We start from the raw sequence: 22,270 nt of genomic DNA on the forward strand, positions 1-22,270 counted from the left end.
TGAAAGGAGAAGGATTTATGCTATTGAAGTATTTTTATGATGAGAAACTGGCTCAAGCTTCATACCTTGTGGGATGTCAGGCTACCGGTGAAGCGATCATTGTCGATCCGTCACGTAATATAGAGCCTTACATAAAAACGGCAAGAGCACATGGTGTGAGGATCGTGGGCGTAACGGAAACACACATTCATGCCGATTTTTTGTCTGGTTCGCTGGAGCTGGCTTCCAGGCTTGAAACGACATTGTATTTGTCTGATGAAGGAAGGCCGGACTGGAAATATGAGTACGCAACTGGGTATGACCACCGCTTTCTGAGAAATGGAGATGTATTTGCCATTGGAAATATCAATTTTGAGGTGGTGCATACGCCAGGACACACACCTGAGCATATATCGCTGCTCGTAACAGATGGGGGTGCGGACCCACTTGGCATATTTACCGGGGATTTTATATTTGTCGGTGATGTGGGGCGTCCCGACTTATTAGAAAAAGCCGTAGGGGTGCATGGTTCCTCAGAAAAAATGGCACGCATGATGTATCGGTCATTGCAACAATTTAAAAACTTTCCAGATTATTTGCAAGTATGGCCAGGGCATGGAGCGGGCAGTGCCTGTGGTAAAGCGCTAGGTGCGATTCCGTCGTCAACCATCGGCTATGAAAAACGGACAAATTGGGCACTGCAATATAATGATGAAAATCTCTTTGTTGAAGCGCTGTTGGCTGGGCAGCCTGAGGCACCCCCTTATTTTTCAATGATGAAGCGGTTGAATAAAGATGGAGCGCAACAAATCCGAAGGATAGCAGCACCACTTCCAATGGTGGGGTCAATAGATACTGTGCAGGAGTGGACGGAACAGGGAATAGTCTTGGATACGCGTCCGGCCAGTGAATTTGCCACCAAGCATATACGAGGCTCAATTAATATTCCATATAACAAATCATTTGTAACGTGGGCGGGGTGGCTGTTGGATTATGACTTGCCTATATATCTTCTGGCAAGCAATGCTGATGTTGCAGATATTGTGAAAGATCTCCAGTCCATTGGGTTGGATCGCGTCATTGCAACATTGGATCCATATATCATTGAGCAGGCTGGCGAATCTGATTCACGTGTTATGAAATATGAAGAAGTGACAATGGACATGATAGATGACGCAATTCAAACAGAAAGCATATATGTGCTAGATGTCCGAAGCATGGCCGAATGGAAGGAAGGCCATTTTCCACAAGCTAATCATGTCATGCTTGGCCATTTACAAGAACAGGCACCTAAACTTCCACATGATAAACCAATTTTGGTTTATTGCAAAACCGGAGGAAGATCAGCCATCGCTGCAAGCCTTCTGCAAGTTCATGGTTTTAAAGAGGTACAAAGCCTTGTAGGTGGATATGAGGAATGGAGGAAACGGAAGAAGTTGTGACTCACCAGGAATCTTAATGAATGTTTTGATTTTATCATCTATAAGAAAATATTTCCTAACATTGCAAAAGTGCTAAAGCTTAGGATAAAAGGGTTTTAAAAAAAGACCGCGTGTTTAGGGTAATCAAACAAGATATTCTAAGGAAATAAGGAGATTTTATAAGAGAAATGGGTTGGCATGACAATTGCATATATAAAGAGGCAAGGTACACAAGCAAACATGAGAAGGAGAGATACTCGATGAAATATAATTTTGACCAAGAAATCCGTCGACTGAACACTGACTGCGAAAAGTGGGATGATCTTGAAAATCATTTTGGCGTAAAGGATGTTATTCCGATGTGGGTGGCGGATATGGATTTTAAGTCTCCGCAACCAGTCATCGATGCATTGGAACAACGTGTGGTCCACGGTGTATATGGATACACGCTTAGACCGGACTCGTACATGGAATCCATTGTTGGTTGGCTGAAAAGAAGACATCGATGGTCCATTGAGAAAGAATGGATTACCCACAGCCCAGGAGTGATCCCAGCTCTATCGTTGGCGATTCAGTCCTTCACGCAGACAGGGGACAAAATAATTATCCAACCTCCTGTATACCATCATTTTGCCCGTGTAGTCCAAGCGAACGGCCGTGAAATTGTAAACAACCCGCTTAAGCTTGAAAATGGGCGTTATTCCATAGATTTCGAAGACCTAGAGGCAAAGATGGATACAAAAGTGAAAATGTTGATCCTATGTAGTCCCCATAACCCAATAGGAAGGGTATGGAGCAGAGAAGAATTGACGAGACTGGGGCAGCTTTGTATGAAGCACAATATTCTCGTTGTCGCAGATGAAATTCACTTTGACTTTGTTTATAAAACACATACCCATATTCCTTTTGCTTCTATTTCAGAAGAGTTTGCGAATTATTCTCTTACCTGCATTGCGCCAAGCAAAACTTTTAACCTAATGGGTGTGCAGACGTCAAGTATCATTATTCCAAACCAGCAACTCCGTGAAAGGTATAATCAAGAACTTAATACATTATCCATTGGTTCGCCGAACATATTTGGTGTTGTTGCGTTAGAGGCTGCATACCGCTATGGAGAAGAATGGTTGGATCAGCTCCTTGAATATTTGCAGGGGAATCTGGAGTTCACTCTGAGTTACTTCAGCAAAAACATCCCGCAAATCAAAGTCATTCAGCCTGAAGGCTCATACCTTGTATGGCTTGATTGCCGGGAATTGGGAGTTGAAGAAATGGATCAATTTATGTTGCGCCGAGCAAGGGTTGCAATGAATGAAGGGCAGATCTTCGGTATGGAAGGTGAAGGGTTCATGCGACTTAATATCGCTTGCCCGCGTTCGATGTTGAAAAATGCTCTGGGTGGCATAGAAAAAGCTGTCTCCTCTTTGTGCAAAGCGTAGAAATTTATTTTATAATAAATTTATTTTATTATTTCATAAAGCGCAATAGCAGAGGAGGATAATATGGCAGGCTTTATCGGCATGCAGCAGTTTATTCAAGATTACGCTGAGAACACAGCAGGAATCCTTGGTCTGGATATAACGGTGCTTGATGAAAAGGGGGTTCGCATTAGCGGAACTGGCTACTATAAAGATCTCATTGGCAAAACGGCTCCGGAAGGCTCCTTTTTCAGAATGATATTGGAAACAGGGGAGCCTGGAGTGGTTTACGATGTGAAAAAAGATGAGTCGCAGTGTAGGAGTTGTAAATTCGTAAATCAATGCAAAGAACTCGCTACCATCGGGTTTCCTATTGTAAAGCAAGACAAACCGGTTGGCGTCATCGGCATGATTGGTTTTTCCCTTGAACAAAAGGAGAAAATGATTATAGAATCAGAGAACCTGATACAGTTTTTACGCAATGTTAGTACATTATTAGTCAATAAATTAGCAATGCTGGACCTTGGTAAAGAACAGGGGTGCAAAATTCAAGAAGATATACCGATACCTACGAAATCTATTACTTTTGAAAACATTCTTGGTAAAGATTCCGGGCTTCAAGATGTTATTAAAAAAGCAAAAAGGATTGTAAACAGTCCATCCACTGTGTTGGTTAGGGGAGATAGCGGTACGGGTAAGGAATTATTAGCTAAGGCGATTCATTTTGAAAGCAAGCGCCGATTGCATTCATTTGTGGCAGTTAATTGCGCTGCCATACCTGAAAGCTTGTTAGAAAGTGAATTGTTTGGATACGAGGGCGGATCATTTACTGGCTCAAGGCGGAATGGGAAAATGGGGAAATTCGAATTAGCGCACAACGGAACCATTTTTCTTGATGAAATTGGAGATATGCCGCTTTTCTTGCAGCCAAAGTTATTACGGGTTTTACAGGAAAAAGAGATTGAAAGAATAGGTGGTAATAAATCAATCGAGATTAATGTACGGGTGATTGCAGCCACTCACCGTAACCTGGAGGAAATGGTGAAAAACGGAACTTTTCGCGAGGATTTATATTATCGTCTCAATGTCCTCCCTCTCCATACCAAACCCTTGAAAGAGCGGCGTGATGATATTGCTTTGTATCTCGAACATTTCATTCATAAACATTGTATGATCATGCAAAGGAATCCACTGAGACTTGACCCCATGCTGGAGCGATGGCTTATCCGTTATGATTGGCCTGGGAATATACGGCAATTGGAAAATGCCGTAGAATATATGGTCAATATGGCCGAATCGGATATTGTGGGCTTTCAAGATTTACCTGACTATCTCTTTCAACAGGACCATCTCTCTGTTGAGTGCAGTGGATTAAGCTTAGAACAAATGATTTCAGAATACGAAAAGGACGTAATCCAGAGCTATTTCCTGGCTGAAAAATATCGAGATGATAAAGAACAGATTGCCAGGGAACTACAGATTAGCCTGTCTACTCTATATCGCAAGTTGGAAAAGTATAAATTATGTTAACTTCATCTATTTTACTCAATTAAAATTAATGCGGGAGAGTGCTTATAGCATTTTCTCTTCTGAATTTGAGAGGAGGGGATAAAAGCGGAAGGTAGAGGTATTTTACAAGTTAACAGAAAATTATAAAAACATTTCAATGAAGAGATTTTTCAAAAGAACAACAAGATGAGCCTGCATACAAATTGTATTTGAACGATGAGTAAAAAGGGGGATACTCTATGGGGAAATTAGAAGCAGAGATTAGTAACACCCTAGAAGAGCGAAATACAAAAGGATCATTACAAAGGAAGCTGCAATCCAGGCATTTAACGATGATGGCTATAGGTGGCGCTATTGGAACTGGATTGTTTGTATCCAGCGGATCGACGATTAGCACTGCGGGGCCGGGGGGAGCGCTTGCTGCATACATTCTGGTAGGAATCATGGTCTATTTTGTCATGAATAGTTTAGGAGAGCTATCGGCCTTCTTACCGGTCCCGGGGGCCTTTGACATCTATGCCTCAAAGTATATTGATCCTGCGTTAGGCTTTGCGTTAGGTTGGAACTATTGGTATACAACCGCGATAACGGTTCCTGCAGATTTGGTGGCCTCTACTCTTATTATGAAGTATTGGTTTCCAGACTCACCTTCTATATTGTGGAGTGCACTATTTCTGGGTTTGTTGCTAATCTTAAATGTTTTATCAGTCAAGGCATATGGGGAAAGTGAATACTGGTTTGCCGGCATTAAGGTCATCTCGATCATCGTATTTCTCGTTATTGGGGTTGCCATGATTTTTGGAATTATGGGAGGACATGCGGTCGGGTTCAGTAACTTTACCCAAGGAGATGCTCCTTTCCATGGCGGGCTTGTATCTATCTTTAGTGTAGTGCTCATCGCGGGCTTTGCGTTCCAGGGAACTGAGGTGATTGCGACGGCAGCAGGTGAAACCGAAAATCCATCGAAAAACGTACCGAAAGCGATTCGGTCAATCTTCTGGCGAATCCTTATTTTCTACGTGCTGACGATCTTTGTTATCGGTTTGATTATCCCTTATACGGATCCAAACCTGCTTAAATCAGGCGTTCAAAATGTATCTATCAGCCCCTTCACTCTTGTTCTTCAGAGAGCTGGGTTGGCATTAGCTGCTTCCGTCATGAATGCGGTGCTTCTTACATCTGTTTTATCCGCAGCGAATTCAGCAATGTATGCTTCTTCACGTATGCTATGGGCACTGGCGAAAGAAGGAAAGGCACCACGGGTCTTTGCAAGGCTTAACAGGAGGGGAATTCCCATGTGGGCCCTTTGTACAACTGCTTTTATAGGACTTGCCTCTTTTTTGGCTTCCCTTTTTGGAAATGGTTCAGTTTTTATTTGGTTGGTAAATGCTTCAGCCCTTACCGGATTTATCAAATGGTTCGGGATTGCCGTTAGTCATTACCGCTTCCGTAAGGCCTATGTAGCCCAAGGCAGAGATCTAAATGAATTGCCGTTTAAAGCCAAATGGTACCCGCTGGGCCCAGTTATCACGCTGTTATTTTTTGTGGTTTTCATTTTTGGACAGACTCTTTTTTACGGAGATCAAATTAGCTGGGCAGAAATTATAGCGACGTATATAGGTCTTCCTATTTTCTTGCTTCTCTGGCTTGGGTATAAAATCATTAAGAAAACAAAAATGGTGCCGCTAATGGAGTGTGATTTTGAGCGCAAAGAATAAGAGGGAAGGCTTGTGTTGAATGTAAGCGTTTTATTTAAAGGGAATTAAATTCAATTCCGTTTTTTAATAGGATTACAAAAAAAAGAGGTGGTTTATATGATAAAAGAAACAATCATAACCAATGAAGCTCCCAAGGCGATCGGTCCTTATTCACAAGGAATTAAGGCAGGGAATGTAGTGTATACTTCAGGGCAGCTTCCAATTCAGACTGAAACTGGAGAAATGCCTGATAATATTGAGGAGCAAACAAGGGTGTCATTGGAGAATCTTAAGAAAGTTATAGAAGCGGCGGGATCAAGCTTACAGCAGGTAATAAAAACAACGGTTTTTTTAAGTGATATGAATCACTTTGCCGTGATGAATCAAGTATATGGAGAGTTTTTCCCTGATAATTATCCGGCAAGAAGTGCGGTTGAAGTTGCTCGTTTACCTAAAGATGCTTTTATTGAAATAGAAGCGGTGGCTATTATTTAATTATATATAATTGAAAAGGGAAGATTGATATTCAATTTTCTTTAATGTAATATGGCTAGTCTTAAACAGAAATATCAGGAGGAGTTTTAAAAATGAATTTAGCACAATTTCCTAGACAGCGATATACACCAACAGATACACCCATTGAGAAATTACATCATTTTTCCGAAGTTCTTGGTGGTCCTTCTATTTATCTTAAACGAGACGATATGCTTGGTCTGACGGCTGGGGGAAATAAAACAAGAAAACTGGAATTCCTTGTTGCCGATGCATTGGATAAAGGGGCGGATACGTTAATTACATGTGGAGGCATTCAATCAAATCATTGCCGTTTAACATTAGCGGCAGCGGTTAAAGAGAAAATGAAGTGCATTCTTGTGTTGGAAGAAGGTCTTGCAAATTCTGAACCAGATTTTAATGGTAACTATTTTCTCTATCATTTATTGGGCGCTGAACAAATCAAAGTAGTGCCTAATGGGGCGGACTTAATGCAAGAAATGCAGAAAGTGGCTAAAGAGGTAACAGAGAATGGACATAGCCCGTACATCATTCCGGTTGGGGGATCGAATGTCATTGGTGCAACGGGATATGTTGCTTGCGCACAGGAGATCTTGGCACAGTCCTTTGACCAAGGAATTGATTTGAAAGCTGTTATTTGTGTAAGTGGAAGCGGTGGAATGCATGCTGGTTTGGTGGCCGGATTTCATGGAAACCAAAGTGGAATATCAGTAATTGGAATAAACGTAAGCAGAGGAAAAGCTGAACAAGAAGAGAAAGTTTATCAGCTAGTTAAAGAAACTTTAGCACACATCGGCATTTCAAATTCAATTCCTCGTGAGGCTGTTACGTGCTTTGATGAGTATGTCGGACCGGGTTATGCTTTGCCTACACCTGAAATGGTGGAAGCAGTCAAGCTAATGGCAAGAACGGAAGGGATTTTGCTGGATCCGGTATATACGGGTAAAGCGGCAGCGGGACTCATCGATTTAATACAAAAAGGCACCCTTAAGCCTGAGGATAACATTCTATTTGTTCACTCTGGTGGAGCTTCATCGTTATACGCCAATACTTCTCTCTTTAATTGAAATTTGATTATTATATGGCGATAGTGTGAATCAAAAAAACAATAAAATAGAAGGCAAAGGAGCTTCTGATTCTAAGATGCATTTATTTGAAAGAGATATATAGAATCAGCCCCATGAAGCCATACCAAATAGTATATGAATGAACTTCATCTGATTTGGTACAGACTTTAACAATGCTTTCTCCTGCTGTGGGATAGAATATGATGAAAATTTCCGCCTCATTAGAATCATAGTTTTTAAGAAAACATTCACCATAATGTACATGTCCTTTCCTTCCTCATATTCAGTTTTTTTCAGTCGCCGGTTCAATCCCAGCGACTTGGAAAGGAAAAGCTCCATTTGGCTAAGCAGCTTCCAGCTTAACCAAATGGAGCTTTTTAAATCAATGTATGGAAACGAATTTACTCCTCAATTCCTCTTCCGTTACTTCGATCTTTCCTTTCAAATCTTCAGCCAGTAATACATAACTTTTCACGCCAATGAATTCTGAATGTGATATTAAAAAGAATTTTGTTCCTTTTTTATACGCAGAAGGAACATCTTCAATCAACTTAAACATTTTCATCCTTTTTCCACCTTGGATATCATAAATTCGTAACGCGTGTATTCATAACTGCTTTTGTAGTAGACGTAATAGCTTTGACAAAGTTGAAAAGGATTGGTCACTACTAAGATACAACTTCTTCTTTTCACTTTTTATATCATTGATATTTATGAGCGGTCAACTATTATTACTGGTAGATACAAGAAGCAGCTGGCATTGTCATTTGTTTGCAAATTAAGAGTATTCCTAACTTTCTGTGGAACTGCCTATCGTTGAATGTTAAAATTCAGTTGGAAAACAGTGTTTCATGATACATAAGAAAGAGAAAAGTGAAGGCAATCAATTTGTTATTTCTCTATTGAAAAAGCTCTCAAAAAGTGATTTTGGAAGGTGTGGAAATATTGAAACCAATCATATTCGATGTTGATACTGGGATTGATGATGCCATGGCGATGGCATATGCTTTAAATTCCCCGGAATTGGAAGTGCTCGGATTCACCACTTGCTTTGGTAACGTGCCCGTTGTTGAATCGACCCGCAATACACTTGCCGTTTTGGAGAAATTAAACAGGCGTATTCCGGTTTTTGAAGGTGCTGACCAAACTTTGGTGCGCGGAAGGAAGAAGAAATATCCGAAGCATGTTCATGGGGAAGACGGGTTAGGAAATACTCTTCAGTTTGAACCAACCATCAAAGCATCACAAGGAAATGCAGCAGATTTCATTATCGATCAAGTGAAAAGCCGACCGCATGAAATTACGATTATTGCAGTTGGACCACTGACTAACATCGCATTGGCGATTAAAAAAGCCCCAACGATCATGTCCTTAGTAAAAGAGGTCATTATTATGGGCGGTGCCGTAAACGTACCAGGAAATGTAACGCCCTATGCTGAAGCGAACATAATATCAGATCCTGAAGCAGCTGATCAGGTATTTGCTTCAGGACTGCCAATCACCCTAGTGGGGCTTGATGTGACACTCCAAACATATCTGTTGAAATCGAAGCTTGATGATTGGCGTGCCACTGGTAAGGAAAGCGCCAAATTTTTAGCGGAAATGACCGATTATTATATGAAAGCATATGAAAACTCCCATCCAGGTTTGGGCGGTTGCGCCCTTCACGATCCGCTTGCTGTCGGGGTTGCGATTGATTCAAGTTTTGTGAATACAGAATGGATGAACGTCAAGGTGGTGACCGAGGGTGAAGAAACAGGCAGGACAATTGGTCAAGAGGATGGCGAACCTAGAATCCGCGTCTGTACGAATGTGGAAAATGATCGGTTTTTGAAACATTTTTTGGAACGGGTTATTTGATTAAGCAACGTAATTGAATCATGTATTAAGTATAAAGGCCATCACTTTTCCAAAAACCTTTGGGAAGAGATGGCCTGTTTCTGTTGGATATACCGATTCTCGCTATATGACGTATTCCTGCTGTAGCTGAAGTGAGTGGTTGGCCGAAAAAGGGAGTCAGGACAATATATCTTTGCAAAAAAGGTCCCCCGTTCATTCGGATGTCCATTTTGAATGATTTGGGATCGATCAATTAAAAAGGCGAACAGTATGGAAACGTTTGATTTTCAGACTTTAATCAAACGTTTGATTAATTTCCTAGAAAAGAAAGTCTAAAGTCACTATTATTATGGTGTAAACCATATTATTCGATAATGGTTCAGAAATATTGGGTATAAGGAACTTTTTTTACCATGAAAAAGTAAAAAGTTAAAAATTAATTAAAAAAAGGGTTTAAATATTTGAGAAAACAGGTACATAGACTTTCATAATGCCATATTTAGGTTTTTTTGCATAATCATAATTTACCATTTTTCGACTTTGCGCTTATTTATATGGCAGAAAATGTATGGTTCTATTAAAATGTACTATATAAGATAAAAGGAGGATTTTTTCTATGTCACAAATTCGTGTAACACCTTCAGAACTGAAAGATGTAGCTAGACAATATGATAATGAGAGCCAACAAGTAACGGATATGATTGGTCGTTTAGATAGAATGAGAGATCATTTAACTGGTATTTGGGAAGGTTCTTCCAGTGAGGCTTTCGTAGGTCAGTACGAAGAATTAAAGCCTTCATTCATGGATATGGCTCGTTTGTTGAATGAAGTTTCTCAACAATTGAATAAATCAGCTCAAATCCTTGAAGACACAGATAATCAGATTGCTAGTCAAATTCGCGGATAATCATTAGGTCAATGAGATAAAGAATTTTCTAGGAAAAAGCGCCGCGACTCTTTATGAAGATCGTGGTGTTTTTTTGCTTTAAAAGAGGTGGTTTCCATATATATTCAACTGACGATCGATTTAAACAGGTATACAGGGGAAGTGTTTGATTTGCAAGTGTCGAATTACCGATCCATCAAGAAGGTTGTGGAAATAATATGGCAGGTAAAGGATATTGCCAGTGCACCTAAAGAAGGCTATTGGGTGCGGGTCCAGAATAAAGAGTTCGTATGTTCAGGTTATGAAACCCTGCTTGATAGCGGAATTACGACGGGGGACCGCCTTGAGATCCTCTAATGGATTAAGTGTGGACTCTTTATAGGAAAAAAGTCTAAAGCCCTTTAGCAGGGGTAAAGGAGTTACATAAAATGGATGAGAAAAAATCCTCATATCTGGAGAAAAAAACAGAAGCTGCAATGATGAAGGATGATAATGGGCATTTGTTAGTTTTCCAACGGGCAAAATTATCGATGCAAGACCCACTGGAATTACAGCTTATTCATGAAGCGGATGATACTCTCCAGAAACATATAGAAGTGACAGAGGACGAGGTGCAGATCAGAGTAAATCCACCAGCCTCTTTTTTTGTTTTTTCCAAAGCTAAAGAAAAAAATCCGTTAAGTAGATGGTTATCGTCTTATCAAATCTTGAAGAAAATCAGGAATCATGAATTGAGTCGCCTGCAACTAGTCGTCTGTCCGGAAAATATCGTTTTTGATTCAGGCTTGGCCCCATATTTCCTGCATTATGGCGTAAAAGACAGTTTGCCTCCTTATGAGCATGATCAAGATGAGCTATTTAAAGAAACGAAGGCAACGATTTCGGCACTTGTGGATGGGCAGTATACATTCGAAGAGTATTTGCTTTACCATAAAACATTAAAACTATCGAACGAATCACAAAGTATATTGGAATCGGGGACTTGGGATGAACTTTCCACTCTCATTCAAACTCGGATAGAAGCTTTAGAGAAGGAAGAAAAAGCATTTGTGCATATCCCTGAAAAGAAATGGAAAACGGGCCGTTATATACTTTGGGGTACGGTTATCGTTCTAGTGCCACTGCTGTTGTTCGCGATTTACACACTATTCTTCTCCCAACCTAAGCAGGAGGCGTATGTAGAAAGCGGTGAAAGCTTCTTAAAACAAAAATATAGTGAAGTCATTGACCGTTTGGAAAACTATGATCCGAAAAAAATGCCGTATGTCGTTCAGTATGAACTGGCGAAGTCCTACGTCACCTATGAACCGTTGGAGGGAGTAGCTAGGAAAAATGTGGAAAATGCAATCACGTTGCAGACCGATAGCCAGTATCTCCTATATTGGATCTATATAGGCAGGGGCATGAACGAGGACGCGATCGATTTGGCGAGAATCATGGAGGATCGCGAATTAATTACATATGGTCTGTTAAATCAGAAAGAACAAATCAAGTTGGACGATAACCTTTCTGGGGAAGAAAAGGAAACGCAAATTAAAGAAATCGATACTGAGTTGTCCGAATATGAAAAGGAACTAAAGGAATTGCAAAAGCAATTGGAGGAACAGCAAGATCAGAACCAGCCTTCAACAGAGGCGAATATAGAGGATAAAGGCGCAGCGGAAGCAAAACCTGCTGTAAAAGAAGAAGCGGAAAAGGAATCTGCTTCTGAGGGGAAAGAGGAAAGTAAGGATTCCTCCAATAAATCATCTGAAGAAAAAGAGAAAAGCAAAGAGTGAGCAATGGGCCTTTTGCGGAGGTGAGATTTAATGAGTTTATTATGGATTTATTCTAAGGAAACCTACCAATCCTATACGATCAAGGATGATCATAACGGTCCAATTACGATTGGGCCATCAAAACAGGATACGATCACGGTTTATTCCATTCCCTTTGAACATGGTCCCATCAAGCTGAAAAAACATGAAGGACTTGATGGATATGAGGTGTTTAGAGAGGACAAGAAGCTTGGCGATGTAAAGCCATTCCAAAGCTTCACCTTTCATGAAGGAGAAGAAACGGTCGAGATTTTTTATACAGCAGGGGAATTGGAAGAAAGCCTCTATTATATAGGCAATTTGAAAGAAATCACTTTATCGGCCAAGGCGGGAGCGACTATCCGTAAAGAAGGACCAGTTTCCGGCAATGGATTTTCCTTTTTGCTTCATAAAGGGCAATGGCTTCTCATGCCTAAGGAAAATAGCACGATATTCCTGAATGGTGAAAGGGTGGCGAAGGCTGTTCCCATTCAAAATGGTGATCTGATTTGCTGGCCGAATATGGCGCTGAGGTTGGTTGAAGGCGACTTATTGATGATCCACTGTGCCGAGAGTTATGAAACTTCTTTATCTAAAATGAAGAAGCCGATCTCTGAAATGAAAAAAAACTATCCCCAATATCGCAGGACACCAAGGATGATCTACGAATTGCCGGATGAGAAAGTGACGATATCTTTTCCGAGCCAGGAATCGGAAGATAATAATAGAGGGTTATGGCTAATCCTTATGCCGCCTTTAATGATGTTAATCGTCATGGGGGTCATCACGATGATTCAGCCTCGGGGCATTTTCATCATCATATCGATTGTGATGTTCACAACGACTTTAGTTACTTCGACGGTACAATACTTTAAAGACAAAAAGAAGCAAAAATTCAGAGAAGAAAAACGTCAACGTGTATATACCAGGTATTTAGAGCAGAAGAGGGAAGAGTTGCAAGAGCTGTCTGAAAAACAAAAGGATGTGCTGTCCTATCATTACCCTTCCTTTGAAAGGATGAAGCTTCTAACTGATAGTATCAGCGACCGTATATGGGAGCGGACTTTGGAAAGTGAAGATGCCCTGCACTTTAAGATCGGAACGGCGACCATACCCTCAAGTTATGAGGTATCGGTAAATAGTAGCGATATGTCCAATCGGGATATAGATGATTTACTTGAGCAGTCGCAAGAACTTGTGGATGTATACAAAAACCTGGATGATCTTCCGTTATCCATCGATTTATCAAGCGGATCGATGGGCCTGGTCGGAAAGGAATCGATTGTTAAACGGGAGCTGCAACAACTGATTGGGCAACTGGCCTTTTTTCATAGTTATCATGATGTTCGATTTGTGGCCATTTTTCCGGAAAAGGATTACCAAGAATGGGAATGGATGAAATGGCTCCCTCATTTTCAATTGCCGCATGCCTATGCAAAAGGCTTTATATATAATGAGCAATCACGTGACCAGCTACTGACCTCGATTTATCAGCTATTGAGGGAAAGAGATTTGGATGAGAACAAAGGGAAAGTGAGATTTACTCCCCACTTTGTCTTTATTGTCACGGATCGTAATTTAATTGCGGAGCATGTCATATTGGAATATTTAGAAGGTAAAACAGACGATTTAGGTATCTCGACGATTTTTGCAGCGGATGCAAAAGAAAGTTTGACTGAAAATGTCCATACGCTTGTGAAGTATATAAATGATCTTGAAGGTGAAATTCTCATCCAGCAAACGAAGGCCGTACATACTCCTTTTAAGCTTGATGCCCATTCAAAAGAAGGGAATGAGCGTTATGCACGTACGCTGCGCTCACTAGATCATCAAAAAGGCATGAACAATTCCATACCGGAAACGGTATCATTTCTGGAATTATTGAAAGTACGTGAAGTGGAAGATCTGCCTATTAGCCAGAACTGGCGGACCAATCAGTCTTCCAAATCCTTGGCAGTTCCCATTGGATTGAAAGGGAAAACGGATAGGGTTGAATTGAACTTGCATGAAAAGGCGCATGGCCCCCATGGATTGGTTGCTGGAACGACAGGTTCGGGGAAGAGTGAATTACTGCAAACCTACATCCTATCATTAGCCGTTCATTATCATCCACATGAAGTTGCCTTTTTGCTCATTGATTATAAAGGTGGGGGAATGGCACAGCCATTCAGGCAGATTCCACATCTGCTCGGAGTCATTACGAATATTGAGGGAAGCAAGAACTTCAGTGCCAGGGCACTAGCCTCCATCAATAGTGAATTGAAGAAACGCCAGCGCATGTTTGATCGATACGAAGTCAATCATATCAATGATTACACGGACTTATACAAAGAAGGCAAAGCGGATGAACCGTTACCGCATTTATTTTTGATATCAGATGAGTTTGCGGAACTTAAAAACGAAGAACCAGATTTCATCCGTGAATTAGTGAGTACGGCGCGTATTGGACGGAGCTTGGGAGTTCATTTAATTCTTGCTACACAAAAGCCAGGCGGTGTAATTGATAACCAGATTTGGAGTAATGCCCGTTTTAAAATTTCCTTGAAAGTGCAGGATGCCAATGATAGTAAGGAAATTCTTAAAAATAGCGATGCGGCAAATATTACTGTCACCGGACGGGGATATTTGCAGGTAGGAAATAACGAGGTTTATGAATTGTTCCAGTCTGCGTGGAGCGGTGCACCATATTTAGAGGATACGGTTGGATCTGAGGATGAAGTGGCACTTGTTACAGACCTCGGCCTTGTTCAAATCTCAAATGTATCGGAACAGATCACTAATAAGAGGAAAGAAAAGATTAGTGAAATTGAAGCCGTGGCAGATCGAATTGTGGCGACACAGGAAAAATTGGAGATTAAGAAGTTGGCAAGCCCGTGGCTGCCGCCTCTTTCAGATCGTTTATCGAGAAACACTGAAAGAAGCTTGACGAGCAATCAATTCCACTTGGGAATGAAGGATGAGCCCGAATTGCAGAGCCAGACAAATTATGAATATAACTGGATTGAAGACGGGAATGTTGGGGTTTTTGGTTCTTCCGGATACGGCAAGTCAACCACCGTTTTGACACTTCTCTTTAGTTTTGCAGATCAATTCAGTCCAAAAGAGCTGCATTATTATATTTTCGATTTCGGGAATAGCGCTCTATTGCCAATGCGGCAGCTGCCTCATACAGGGGAATACTTTAGGTTCGATGAGCTAAGGAAAATTGAAAAATTCATGTTATTCATGAAGGCGGAAATGGAAAGGCGTAAGCAGCTTTTTTCAGAAAAGGAGCTTAGTAACATAAAGCTTTATAATGCATTAGTGGAAGATAAATTGCCGATTATTTATATCGTGGTCGATAATTTTGACTTAGTGAAGGATGAGATGCAAGACCAGGAAGCGCAATTCGTTCAGTTTGCACGTGATGGACAGTCACTTGGTATATTCATGATTTTAACGGCAACGAGAATCAATGCGATTCGCCAGCCGTTAATGAATAGTCTTAAGACGAAGGTCGTCCATTACTTAATGGACAGTTCGGAACAATATTCTGTTTTGGGGAGAACCCCTTATGAAAATGAACCTGTTCCGGGTAGGGCGTTGGTGAAAAAGGACCAAACCTATCTCACGCAGGTTTATTTACCAGCCGATGGTGCGGATGATATAGCCGTTTTAGAAGAAATGAAACAAGCTGTGGCAGAACATAAGGTTAAATATAAGCAAACAGCCAAACCGCCGGCGATTCCGATGTTACCGGCACATCTTGATTCCAGCAGCTTCAAGCGTTATTGCTCACAAGCCATTAAGAAGGATTCCATTCCAATCGGGCTTTCAGAGGAAAGTGTTGCACCTGTTTTCGTGGAGTTGAATTCCAATCCATTCCTGCTTGTCGTAGGACAGTCACGTAAAGGGAAAACGAATGTCATTAAAGTGCTCTTGGAATCGTTGCTTACACAGGCAATTGGGGAAATTGGTTTATTTGACGGAGTTGACCGTGGCCTATCTTCTTATGCTTTAGAGGAGAAGGTGAGCTATGTGGAAACAAAAGATCAGATAATCGAATGGCTCGATCATATCACTGAAATATTTGAAGAACGTGAACGAAGTTATCTAGCGGCATTGGAAATGAAATCGATGAAGCAACTGGAATTCCCGCCGATCATGTTTGTCATAGATAGCATTTCAAGGATCCAGCAGACGATAGACGGCAGGATTCAGGATAGGATCAGCGGTTTGATGAAACAGTACAGCCATCTCGGCTTTAGTCTGATTGTCGCTGGAAATGCCAACGACTTCACGAAGGGGTATGATTCTTTGACAACCGAACTGAAACAAGTCAGACAGGCTGTTTTGCTTCTTAAAAAATCGGACCAAAGCTTGTATACCCTCTCCTATTCCAGAAAAGAAGAAGAAATACAGCCGGGTTACGGATACTTTGTGCTGAATGGCCAGGAGAGTAAAATCCAAATACCACTAAGTGAAGAAAGAAGGAGAGTGCAAGAGAGTGTCTGAAAAAATAAAACCGATGCTATTAATCGGTAAAATACTGGTGATATTAGCGCTGCCAATCTTGTTTTTTTCTTATATTGGCCAAAATCCAATGAAAAAGACAGAAACGGCTTCTCGTGAAATTGCCATTGTAAATGAAGATAATGGCACTGAATTTAATAATAATCCTATTTTCGTGGGCTCAGAGCTTGTTACTACATTGGACAAGGATTCTGAATATGAGTGGTTTGTGGTTAATAGAAGTACGGCGGAAAGTGGACTTGCAAATGAAAAGTATGATGCAGTTATATATTTCCCATCCGATTTTTCAGAGAATATTTATACGTTCGATGATGAACAGCCTGTCAAGGCGGGGATAAAGTACAAGGTGCAACCTAGTTTGAATGCAGAGAATATGGAAAAGGTACAAAAGGAATTAGAGAAGACAAAGAGTAAAATGAATAAGCATATTTCAACACAGTATTGGAGCTATGTTTCCCAATCGGTCGAGGACATCCGTAAGAAGTTCGATAATGTCCTTGCTAAAGAAATCGCTTTTCAAAACACGATGTATGAGTTTTATACTCCAAGCTCGGAAAGCCTCGCCGGCGAAATCAAGCAGCATAAGGAAATGCTTGAAGGAGTCTTTGCCCAAACGAAGGATGCTGGCAAAACGAGTAATGAAACAATGGATGAAATAGGCAACACCAAGACTCAAATGGCTTCCTTTGTAGAAGATGTAGTTTCTTTTGAGGAATATCAAAAATCTCAAAGTATTCTTTTTGAGAAGGCTTCGGCTCAGAATCAGCAACTTGTCAACGAGAGTGTTCAATCTTATGACAAGGTGCTGAATGAGGGGAACCAGTCGTTACCGGAGATTCAGCAAGGGATGAATACGAAATACAGCCTTAATGATCAAGGCATTAGTGAGAATGTTGGAATCATGCAGCAGAAACTCGATTCCAGCAGTAATGAATTGGAACAATTTTCAACAAGCATGAAAGACAAACAAGTAGAACAAATTACGAAAATCACCCAAGATCAACAAAGCTCGATTGAACAATTGAAACAATCTGAAGAGGCGGGTCTTGATAACCTTCAGTCTACTTTGCTTGTGCAAAGAGGAAATCTTGCAAGCAGCTCTGGTGATGGGGGGGTTATTGGTGAAGGAACGGCGCCTATAGAAGATATTGAAACGGAAACGGGCAAAGGTGAATCGGTTGCTGCACCTGAAAAGAAGGACCCGATTGATGAACTGTCGCTACAGGTACTGCTGGATCAAATCAATGGGATCAACACGGCACTTCAAAGTTTGGTGCCGGCAGAAGGAAGTGAAGGTGCTGCTGAACAAATCAACATCCTTACAGCAGAACTCCAAACGGAAATCAATAATCTCAGCGGAACGGTAAACGGCAGGACAGGAAATTATAACCAAATGATAACTGAGTTTAATACGCTGGTAGATTCATATAATGATCTGCTGGCGCAGTTTACGCAATTACAAGCTGATTATAATGAACTCGGCACGAATTATAAGGATTTAGGTGACCAATGGAAAAAGTCACAGGAAGATATTCAAAAATTACAGGACATCCAGAGTATGACAATCGATGAGGCCATCGCAGAAATCAAGACTCTCGAACGGTCACTTCTTGAAAAAGTGGGGGGAGAAAGGCGAGCGGTGCTGGTGAGGGCCTTTGAGAATCCTATCTCCAACCGGGATTCAACTACCCTCCTTGCCTATTACGGTTCTCTCTCATCTTATGGTGAATTGGCTGAAAGAGTCACGGAAGCAAATGTAGATAAGGTATTTGCAGCCAATATAAAAGAATTGGAAAACTTGAAAAATGGGGTTTCCGGAAACGTAGATGAAGAAGCGAAACTTGTTAAAGCCAGCTTAGCAGGAGTCAATGAGAACTTCGGCATGTTCTCAGATTCCATTAAGGGTTATATGAAAGAATATGATGCTAACGTTGAAACGGGGCAGAAAGCCACTTTAGCTGAATTAGCGGCAATTACCGGGAATGCTCAAGAAGTGTCTTCCAATTTGTCAGATCATATAGAAGTTCCTGAAGTGGAAGCCGAACCTCCAGTTAATCTTGATGGAGAAATGTTTGTATCACTTCAAGACAATACGGCAACAACTGTCGGCTTCATTTCCGAACTTGTCAATTCAGTAGCGGAACGACAGGACACGGTCACGAAGGATACAGCGGACCTGCAAGCGAAAGTGGGGTCAGTACAGGAAAGGGCCGATCAGCTTAATGACAATTGGTCCCAAAATGTAGACTCAACCGAAAGAATCAAGACGGACGTATATAGTGTCTTGAACAACACTCTAGTCGATGATCAGCAGAACGGGTATGTGTACGAATATTTAGCGAATCCCGTACAAATCAGCGGGGAAGTCCTTCATCAGGAAAAGGTTAATATCCCGCCGATCGTCATGTTGGTGATCATACTCATTTCTGGGTTATTGATCGGTTTCTTCCTGCATCATTATGAAACCATCCCAATGATGGTCCATGCGGCCTTGTTTACCTTATTGAACCTGATCGTAGGTTTAATCATCAGCATGTATGGTTTGAAGATCTATCCGCTGGGAGATATGCAGGAGATTAAATGGACCGTTTTCACCGTCCTGCTTTTATTCTTCTGTTCAGCGTTTACCCGACTTGCCTTCTCGATTGGGCCGTTTGTCGGTGCTATCCTGGTGATTGGTTTGATCAGTTTCTTTACCATTCCATTATTGGATTTAATCATGCCAAATTTCAATGTAGACCACCTGGTTGCGGACGTATACATGTCCATTCAATTCGGTAATCAGTCGGCATTCATTCCGGCTAGTATCATCTTGATTGTGCTGACGCTTATTGCAACGATCATTCCATATATAGTGAAGCGTCTTACAGAAAGAAGAGCAATGGCCCATGAAGTGGAATAAATACGTAATGCCTGTCTTGCTCATCCTGTTTTTTAGCCATGCACCTAATGGCGGGGCGGAAGAGGAACCCATGGTGGAGCCCAATGAATATCAAGAAAAGGATATTGATATTCAAACGGAGTATTTCCATGAAGAAGGATTGTTGGAACAGAAGCGGAAACTGCCTGAAGAACAAAAGGACCTCACTTTTGAAAGAGGGAAATATGATGCCGTTGACTCGGTGAAGGACTCACTGTTTCTGTCTCCTGTAACGGAGAATCAGAATAATACCATTGCTTCAAAATCAGAACAGCTTGGGTTATTCTCGGAAGTGGCCATTCGAACGAGAAGCGAAGAAGAAACAGAGCCTTCCCTTAATTTTGACCTGACGATATTGCTCGGCATCGTTTTGGCACTTTTGGTCGTTTGTTTGTTTTTTATCCTTATCCCGAAAATGGGGAAGCTGAATGGTGATGTTAAACGAAAATGAAAACAGCCCGATTCCTAAAAGATCAGGAATCGGGCTGTTTTGCTACATTTCCATAACGGTTTTAATAATCCCTAGAAGAAGGGCGGCTGCGAAGATCAAAATGAAGAATTTTTTATACATGATCAGTACCTCTTATATCTTATGAGTGGATTGCATTCATTTTAGCATAAACAAGACGGAAAGGAAGTTTCCTTAAAATGTACAGATCGGAAGGGCGTGGCTTCATTGACCTGATGAAAGGTGCGGAAAAAGGAAAAGGATGCGCCGATTAATTTTGGCGCATCCTCCTATCGTGTTATTTGAACAAGTCAGGATAAACAGTTTTTGCTGCGAGTTCAACAGCTTCCCCGATCCTTGGTCCAGGACGTGACATGACATTTTCATCAAGCAAATGGACGTCATCGTTCTTCACCGCATCGATATCTTCCCAGCCCTTACGAGATTTAATTTCACCAACGGCATCATCTGAATACGTGGCGGTGGTGATGATGGATTTAGGGTTCCTTTTGACGATTTCTTCATCGGATACTTTAACCCAGCCTTTTTGGTCATCAAAGATGTTTTTTATGCCGGCAGTGTCCAGGATTTCATTTTGGAAGGTCTCCGATCCTGTTGTATAGATTTCCGGAGCAGGGCTAATTTCAAAGTATGTTTGTTCCTTTTCATCTAAAGTTTTCACTTTTTCTTCGACACTTGTAATTTGGGATTTGATATCTTTCACTAATTCATCCCCTTTTTCGGCAACACCCATCACTTTAGCAATCTGCCCGATATCACCATATACATCATCGAAATTTGCCGCAGATTTAATGATGAATACAGGGATGCCGGCATCTTCGAGTGGTTTCAGTGCCGTTTCATCACCAATGGTATAAGCAATAATGGCATCAGGTTTCAAGGCAATGATTTTTTCTGCATTTATATTAACAGAGTCTGAAACATGTTCGATATCCTTCGCTTCCTTTGGATAATTATCGAAGTCTGTCACGCCAACGACTTTATCACCCTGTTCAAGGGCAAATAAAATTTCCGTATTGCTTGGCTGTAGTGAAACGACCTTTTCCGGGATTTTCTCGAATTTTATTTTCTTACCAGTATCATCCGTAACGGTATAATCCTTGATTTCTTCGCCCTTTTTAGTCTCTTTATTATCCTTTGAGGATTGATCATCGTTCACTCCGCATCCGGTAAGGAAAAGCATAAGCATCAGCATGGAAATCCAACTGAATCGTAGGGTTCTCTTCATTATTTATTCCTCCGTTTTCTTTTTCATGGGTTTGGTTGGGTATGATTTACTTATAAAAGGAATCTCCTCGATCCCCTGTTGCTTATTGACATAGACTGCCATCACGAATAATACATTTGCAAGCAAGTGAGCGTAATCAAAAAGTATTCCTGGAATTTCCTTTTCCAGACTTACCTTGTGTAAAGCTCGCACGGACTTTTTGGCTTCACTGCGGCAAGTATGCAAAGTACATGCTGCGGTTGATCCTTGTGGAAGGACGAATGTTTCGATTTGATCCTTCACTTCAGCGACATACCGGTCGTAGATTGCACTTAAACGGTCGAGATCATCGCCGGTAATGGCTAATTTCCCTCGGACTGAACCATTTAAATGGTAAGCCATGGGCAACAATTCCATTAAGTCACGGTATACATCGGGGACGTCCTCAGTTAGCGAGGCGGCCAAGCCGATTTGTGTCGTCAATGAGTCTGTGCGGATTTCAAAATCGACGGTCGATACGGACTCACGCATGTATGGGTAGCATAAAAAACGAAAGTCCTTCTTTGCCATAAATCTTCCTCCTTTTACGTATTGGGTGAATGACCTCCGTATTGCTTTTCCCTGCAAGACAAATAGCCGACCAAGAGTTTTGGTCGGCTTCGGGCATCTATGTATCTGTAGTAGAAAAAAGATGGGAGAGCCGTACAATCTCCTATCTTCCGAAGAGCATAATACGATTAAAAAAGGCAGGTCTCCTGGCTTGTGCATCATTTTACTCTAAGAACCTTCCCATTTGGGTTAAATGGACGGTAATCGGCGTGCGATTACATCCTCAAATAGTGGTATGCATCTTATTTCATTAGCACTTACAGTTGCGGAAACAGCTTCGGTTTTAAACCGAATTCCCTATTAAGCTGACAATGCAGCACCTTTTTCTGCAAGGTTCATATTCACTTAGCAACAGTTTACCATACCTTTTTCAATAGACCGCATTAATATTTTTTAGACAAATTCGTTTATGGTTTACCGAATATCTAGTA

At 41.2% G+C, this 22,270-nt stretch carries 16 protein-coding genes and 1 riboswitch; of the genes, 13 read left to right on the forward strand and 3 right to left on the reverse strand.

Translation table 11 applies throughout. The features are described 5' to 3' along the window. Positions 1-17: 17 nt before the first annotated feature. From FNK51_RS11660 to cuyA, 6 genes are all read left to right on the forward strand, one after another. The gene (locus FNK51_RS11660; RefSeq protein ID WP_141993417.1) at positions 18-1,421 is read left to right on the forward strand and encodes an MBL fold metallo-hydrolase; all 1,404 of its coding nucleotides are present in this window, start codon (positions 18-20) and stop codon (positions 1,419-1,421) included. A gap of 239 nt (positions 1,422-1,660) precedes the next feature. Next, positions 1,661-2,836, forward strand: a complete 1,176-nt coding sequence (locus tag FNK51_RS11665) for a MalY/PatB family protein (protein ID WP_141993435.1) — start codon at positions 1,661-1,663, stop codon at positions 2,834-2,836. Between the two features lie 63 nt (positions 2,837-2,899). Continuing rightward, a complete protein-coding gene (locus FNK51_RS11670; protein WP_141993418.1) occupies positions 2,900-4,345 on the forward strand; it encodes a sigma-54 interaction domain-containing protein in 1,446 nt (481 codons plus the stop codon). Between the two features lie 218 nt (positions 4,346-4,563). Continuing rightward, the gene (locus tag FNK51_RS11675; protein ID WP_098373526.1) at positions 4,564-6,042 is read left to right on the forward strand and encodes an amino acid permease; all 1,479 of its coding nucleotides are present in this window, start codon (positions 4,564-4,566) and stop codon (positions 6,040-6,042) included. Positions 6,043-6,138: 96 nt separating this feature from the next. After that, positions 6,139-6,516 (forward strand): RidA family protein, encoded by a 378-nt coding sequence (locus FNK51_RS11680; protein ID WP_098373527.1) that lies wholly within the window; start codon positions 6,139-6,141, stop codon positions 6,514-6,516. A 92-nt stretch (positions 6,517-6,608) separates the two neighbouring features. Next, positions 6,609-7,601: a D-cysteate sulfo-lyase gene (gene cuyA, locus FNK51_RS11685; protein WP_141993419.1), complete on the forward strand. Its 993-nt coding sequence runs from the start codon at positions 6,609-6,611 to the stop codon at positions 7,599-7,601. Between the two features lie 382 nt (positions 7,602-7,983). On the opposite strand, the gene FNK51_RS11690 is transcribed toward cuyA, so the two are convergent. Next, positions 7,984-8,166: a hypothetical protein gene (locus FNK51_RS11690; RefSeq protein ID WP_098373529.1), complete on the reverse strand. Its 183-nt coding sequence runs from the start codon at positions 8,164-8,166 to the stop codon at positions 7,984-7,986. A 380-nt stretch (positions 8,167-8,546) separates the two neighbouring features. Here FNK51_RS11690 and FNK51_RS11695 point away from each other — a divergent pair, with 380 nt between their 5' ends. The 7 genes from FNK51_RS11695 (at position 8,547) to essA (ending at position 20,005) form a co-directional block, all read left to right on the forward strand. Next, the gene (locus tag FNK51_RS11695) at positions 8,547-9,461 is read left to right on the forward strand and encodes a nucleoside hydrolase (RefSeq protein ID WP_141993420.1); all 915 of its coding nucleotides are present in this window, start codon (positions 8,547-8,549) and stop codon (positions 9,459-9,461) included. A gap of 595 nt (positions 9,462-10,056) precedes the next feature. Continuing rightward, positions 10,057-10,347 carry a WXG100 family type VII secretion target gene (locus tag FNK51_RS11700; RefSeq protein ID WP_034306171.1) on the forward strand — a complete coding sequence of 97 codons (291 nt, stop codon included), beginning with the start codon at positions 10,057-10,059 and terminating at the stop codon, positions 10,345-10,347. A 96-nt stretch (positions 10,348-10,443) separates the two neighbouring features. Next, positions 10,444-10,683: an ESX secretion system protein YukD gene (gene yukD / locus FNK51_RS11705; RefSeq protein ID WP_053537134.1), complete on the forward strand. Its 240-nt coding sequence runs from the start codon at positions 10,444-10,446 to the stop codon at positions 10,681-10,683. A 71-nt stretch (positions 10,684-10,754) separates the two neighbouring features. Continuing rightward, positions 10,755-12,104 (forward strand): type VII secretion protein EssB, encoded by a 1,350-nt coding sequence (gene essB, locus FNK51_RS11710; protein ID WP_141993421.1) that lies wholly within the window; start codon positions 10,755-10,757, stop codon positions 12,102-12,104. A 30-nt stretch (positions 12,105-12,134) separates the two neighbouring features. Further along, positions 12,135-16,616, forward strand: coding sequence for a type VII secretion protein EssC (gene essC / locus FNK51_RS11715; RefSeq protein WP_141993422.1), 4,482 nt, complete (start codon positions 12,135-12,137; stop codon positions 16,614-16,616). Next, positions 16,609-19,536 carry a type VII secretion protein EsaA gene (gene esaA / locus FNK51_RS11720; RefSeq protein WP_141993423.1) on the forward strand — a complete coding sequence of 976 codons (2,928 nt, stop codon included), beginning with the start codon at positions 16,609-16,611 and terminating at the stop codon, positions 19,534-19,536. The genes essC and esaA overlap by 8 nt, the downstream gene beginning before the upstream one ends. Further along, entirely contained in the window at positions 19,523-20,005 is a 483-nt protein-coding gene (gene essA, locus FNK51_RS11725; RefSeq protein ID WP_141993424.1) for a type VII secretion protein EssA, read from the forward strand. Before esaA ends, essA begins: the two co-directional genes overlap by 14 nt. Before the next feature lie 295 nt (positions 20,006-20,300). Here the strand turns inward: essA and FNK51_RS11730 are convergent, their stop codons facing one another. Together FNK51_RS11730 and FNK51_RS11735 are read right to left on the reverse strand one after the other, a co-directional pair. Continuing rightward, on the reverse strand, positions 20,301-21,251 hold the full coding sequence (locus FNK51_RS11730) for an ABC transporter substrate-binding protein (protein ID WP_141993425.1): 951 nt from the start codon (positions 21,249-21,251) through the stop codon (positions 20,301-20,303). Between the two features lie 3 nt (positions 21,252-21,254). Further along, positions 21,255-21,800 carry a hypothetical protein gene (locus tag FNK51_RS11735; RefSeq protein WP_141993426.1) on the reverse strand — a complete coding sequence of 182 codons (546 nt, stop codon included), beginning with the start codon at positions 21,798-21,800 and terminating at the stop codon, positions 21,255-21,257. Positions 21,801-21,958: 158 nt separating this feature from the next. Next, positions 21,959-22,178: riboswitch (cobalamin riboswitch) on the reverse strand. Positions 22,179-22,270 lie beyond the last annotated feature (92 nt).

The organism is Bacillus sp. B4EP4a, assembly GCF_006680105.1.
Lineage (GTDB): Bacteria > Bacillota > Bacilli > Bacillales > DSM-1321 > Peribacillus > Peribacillus simplex_E.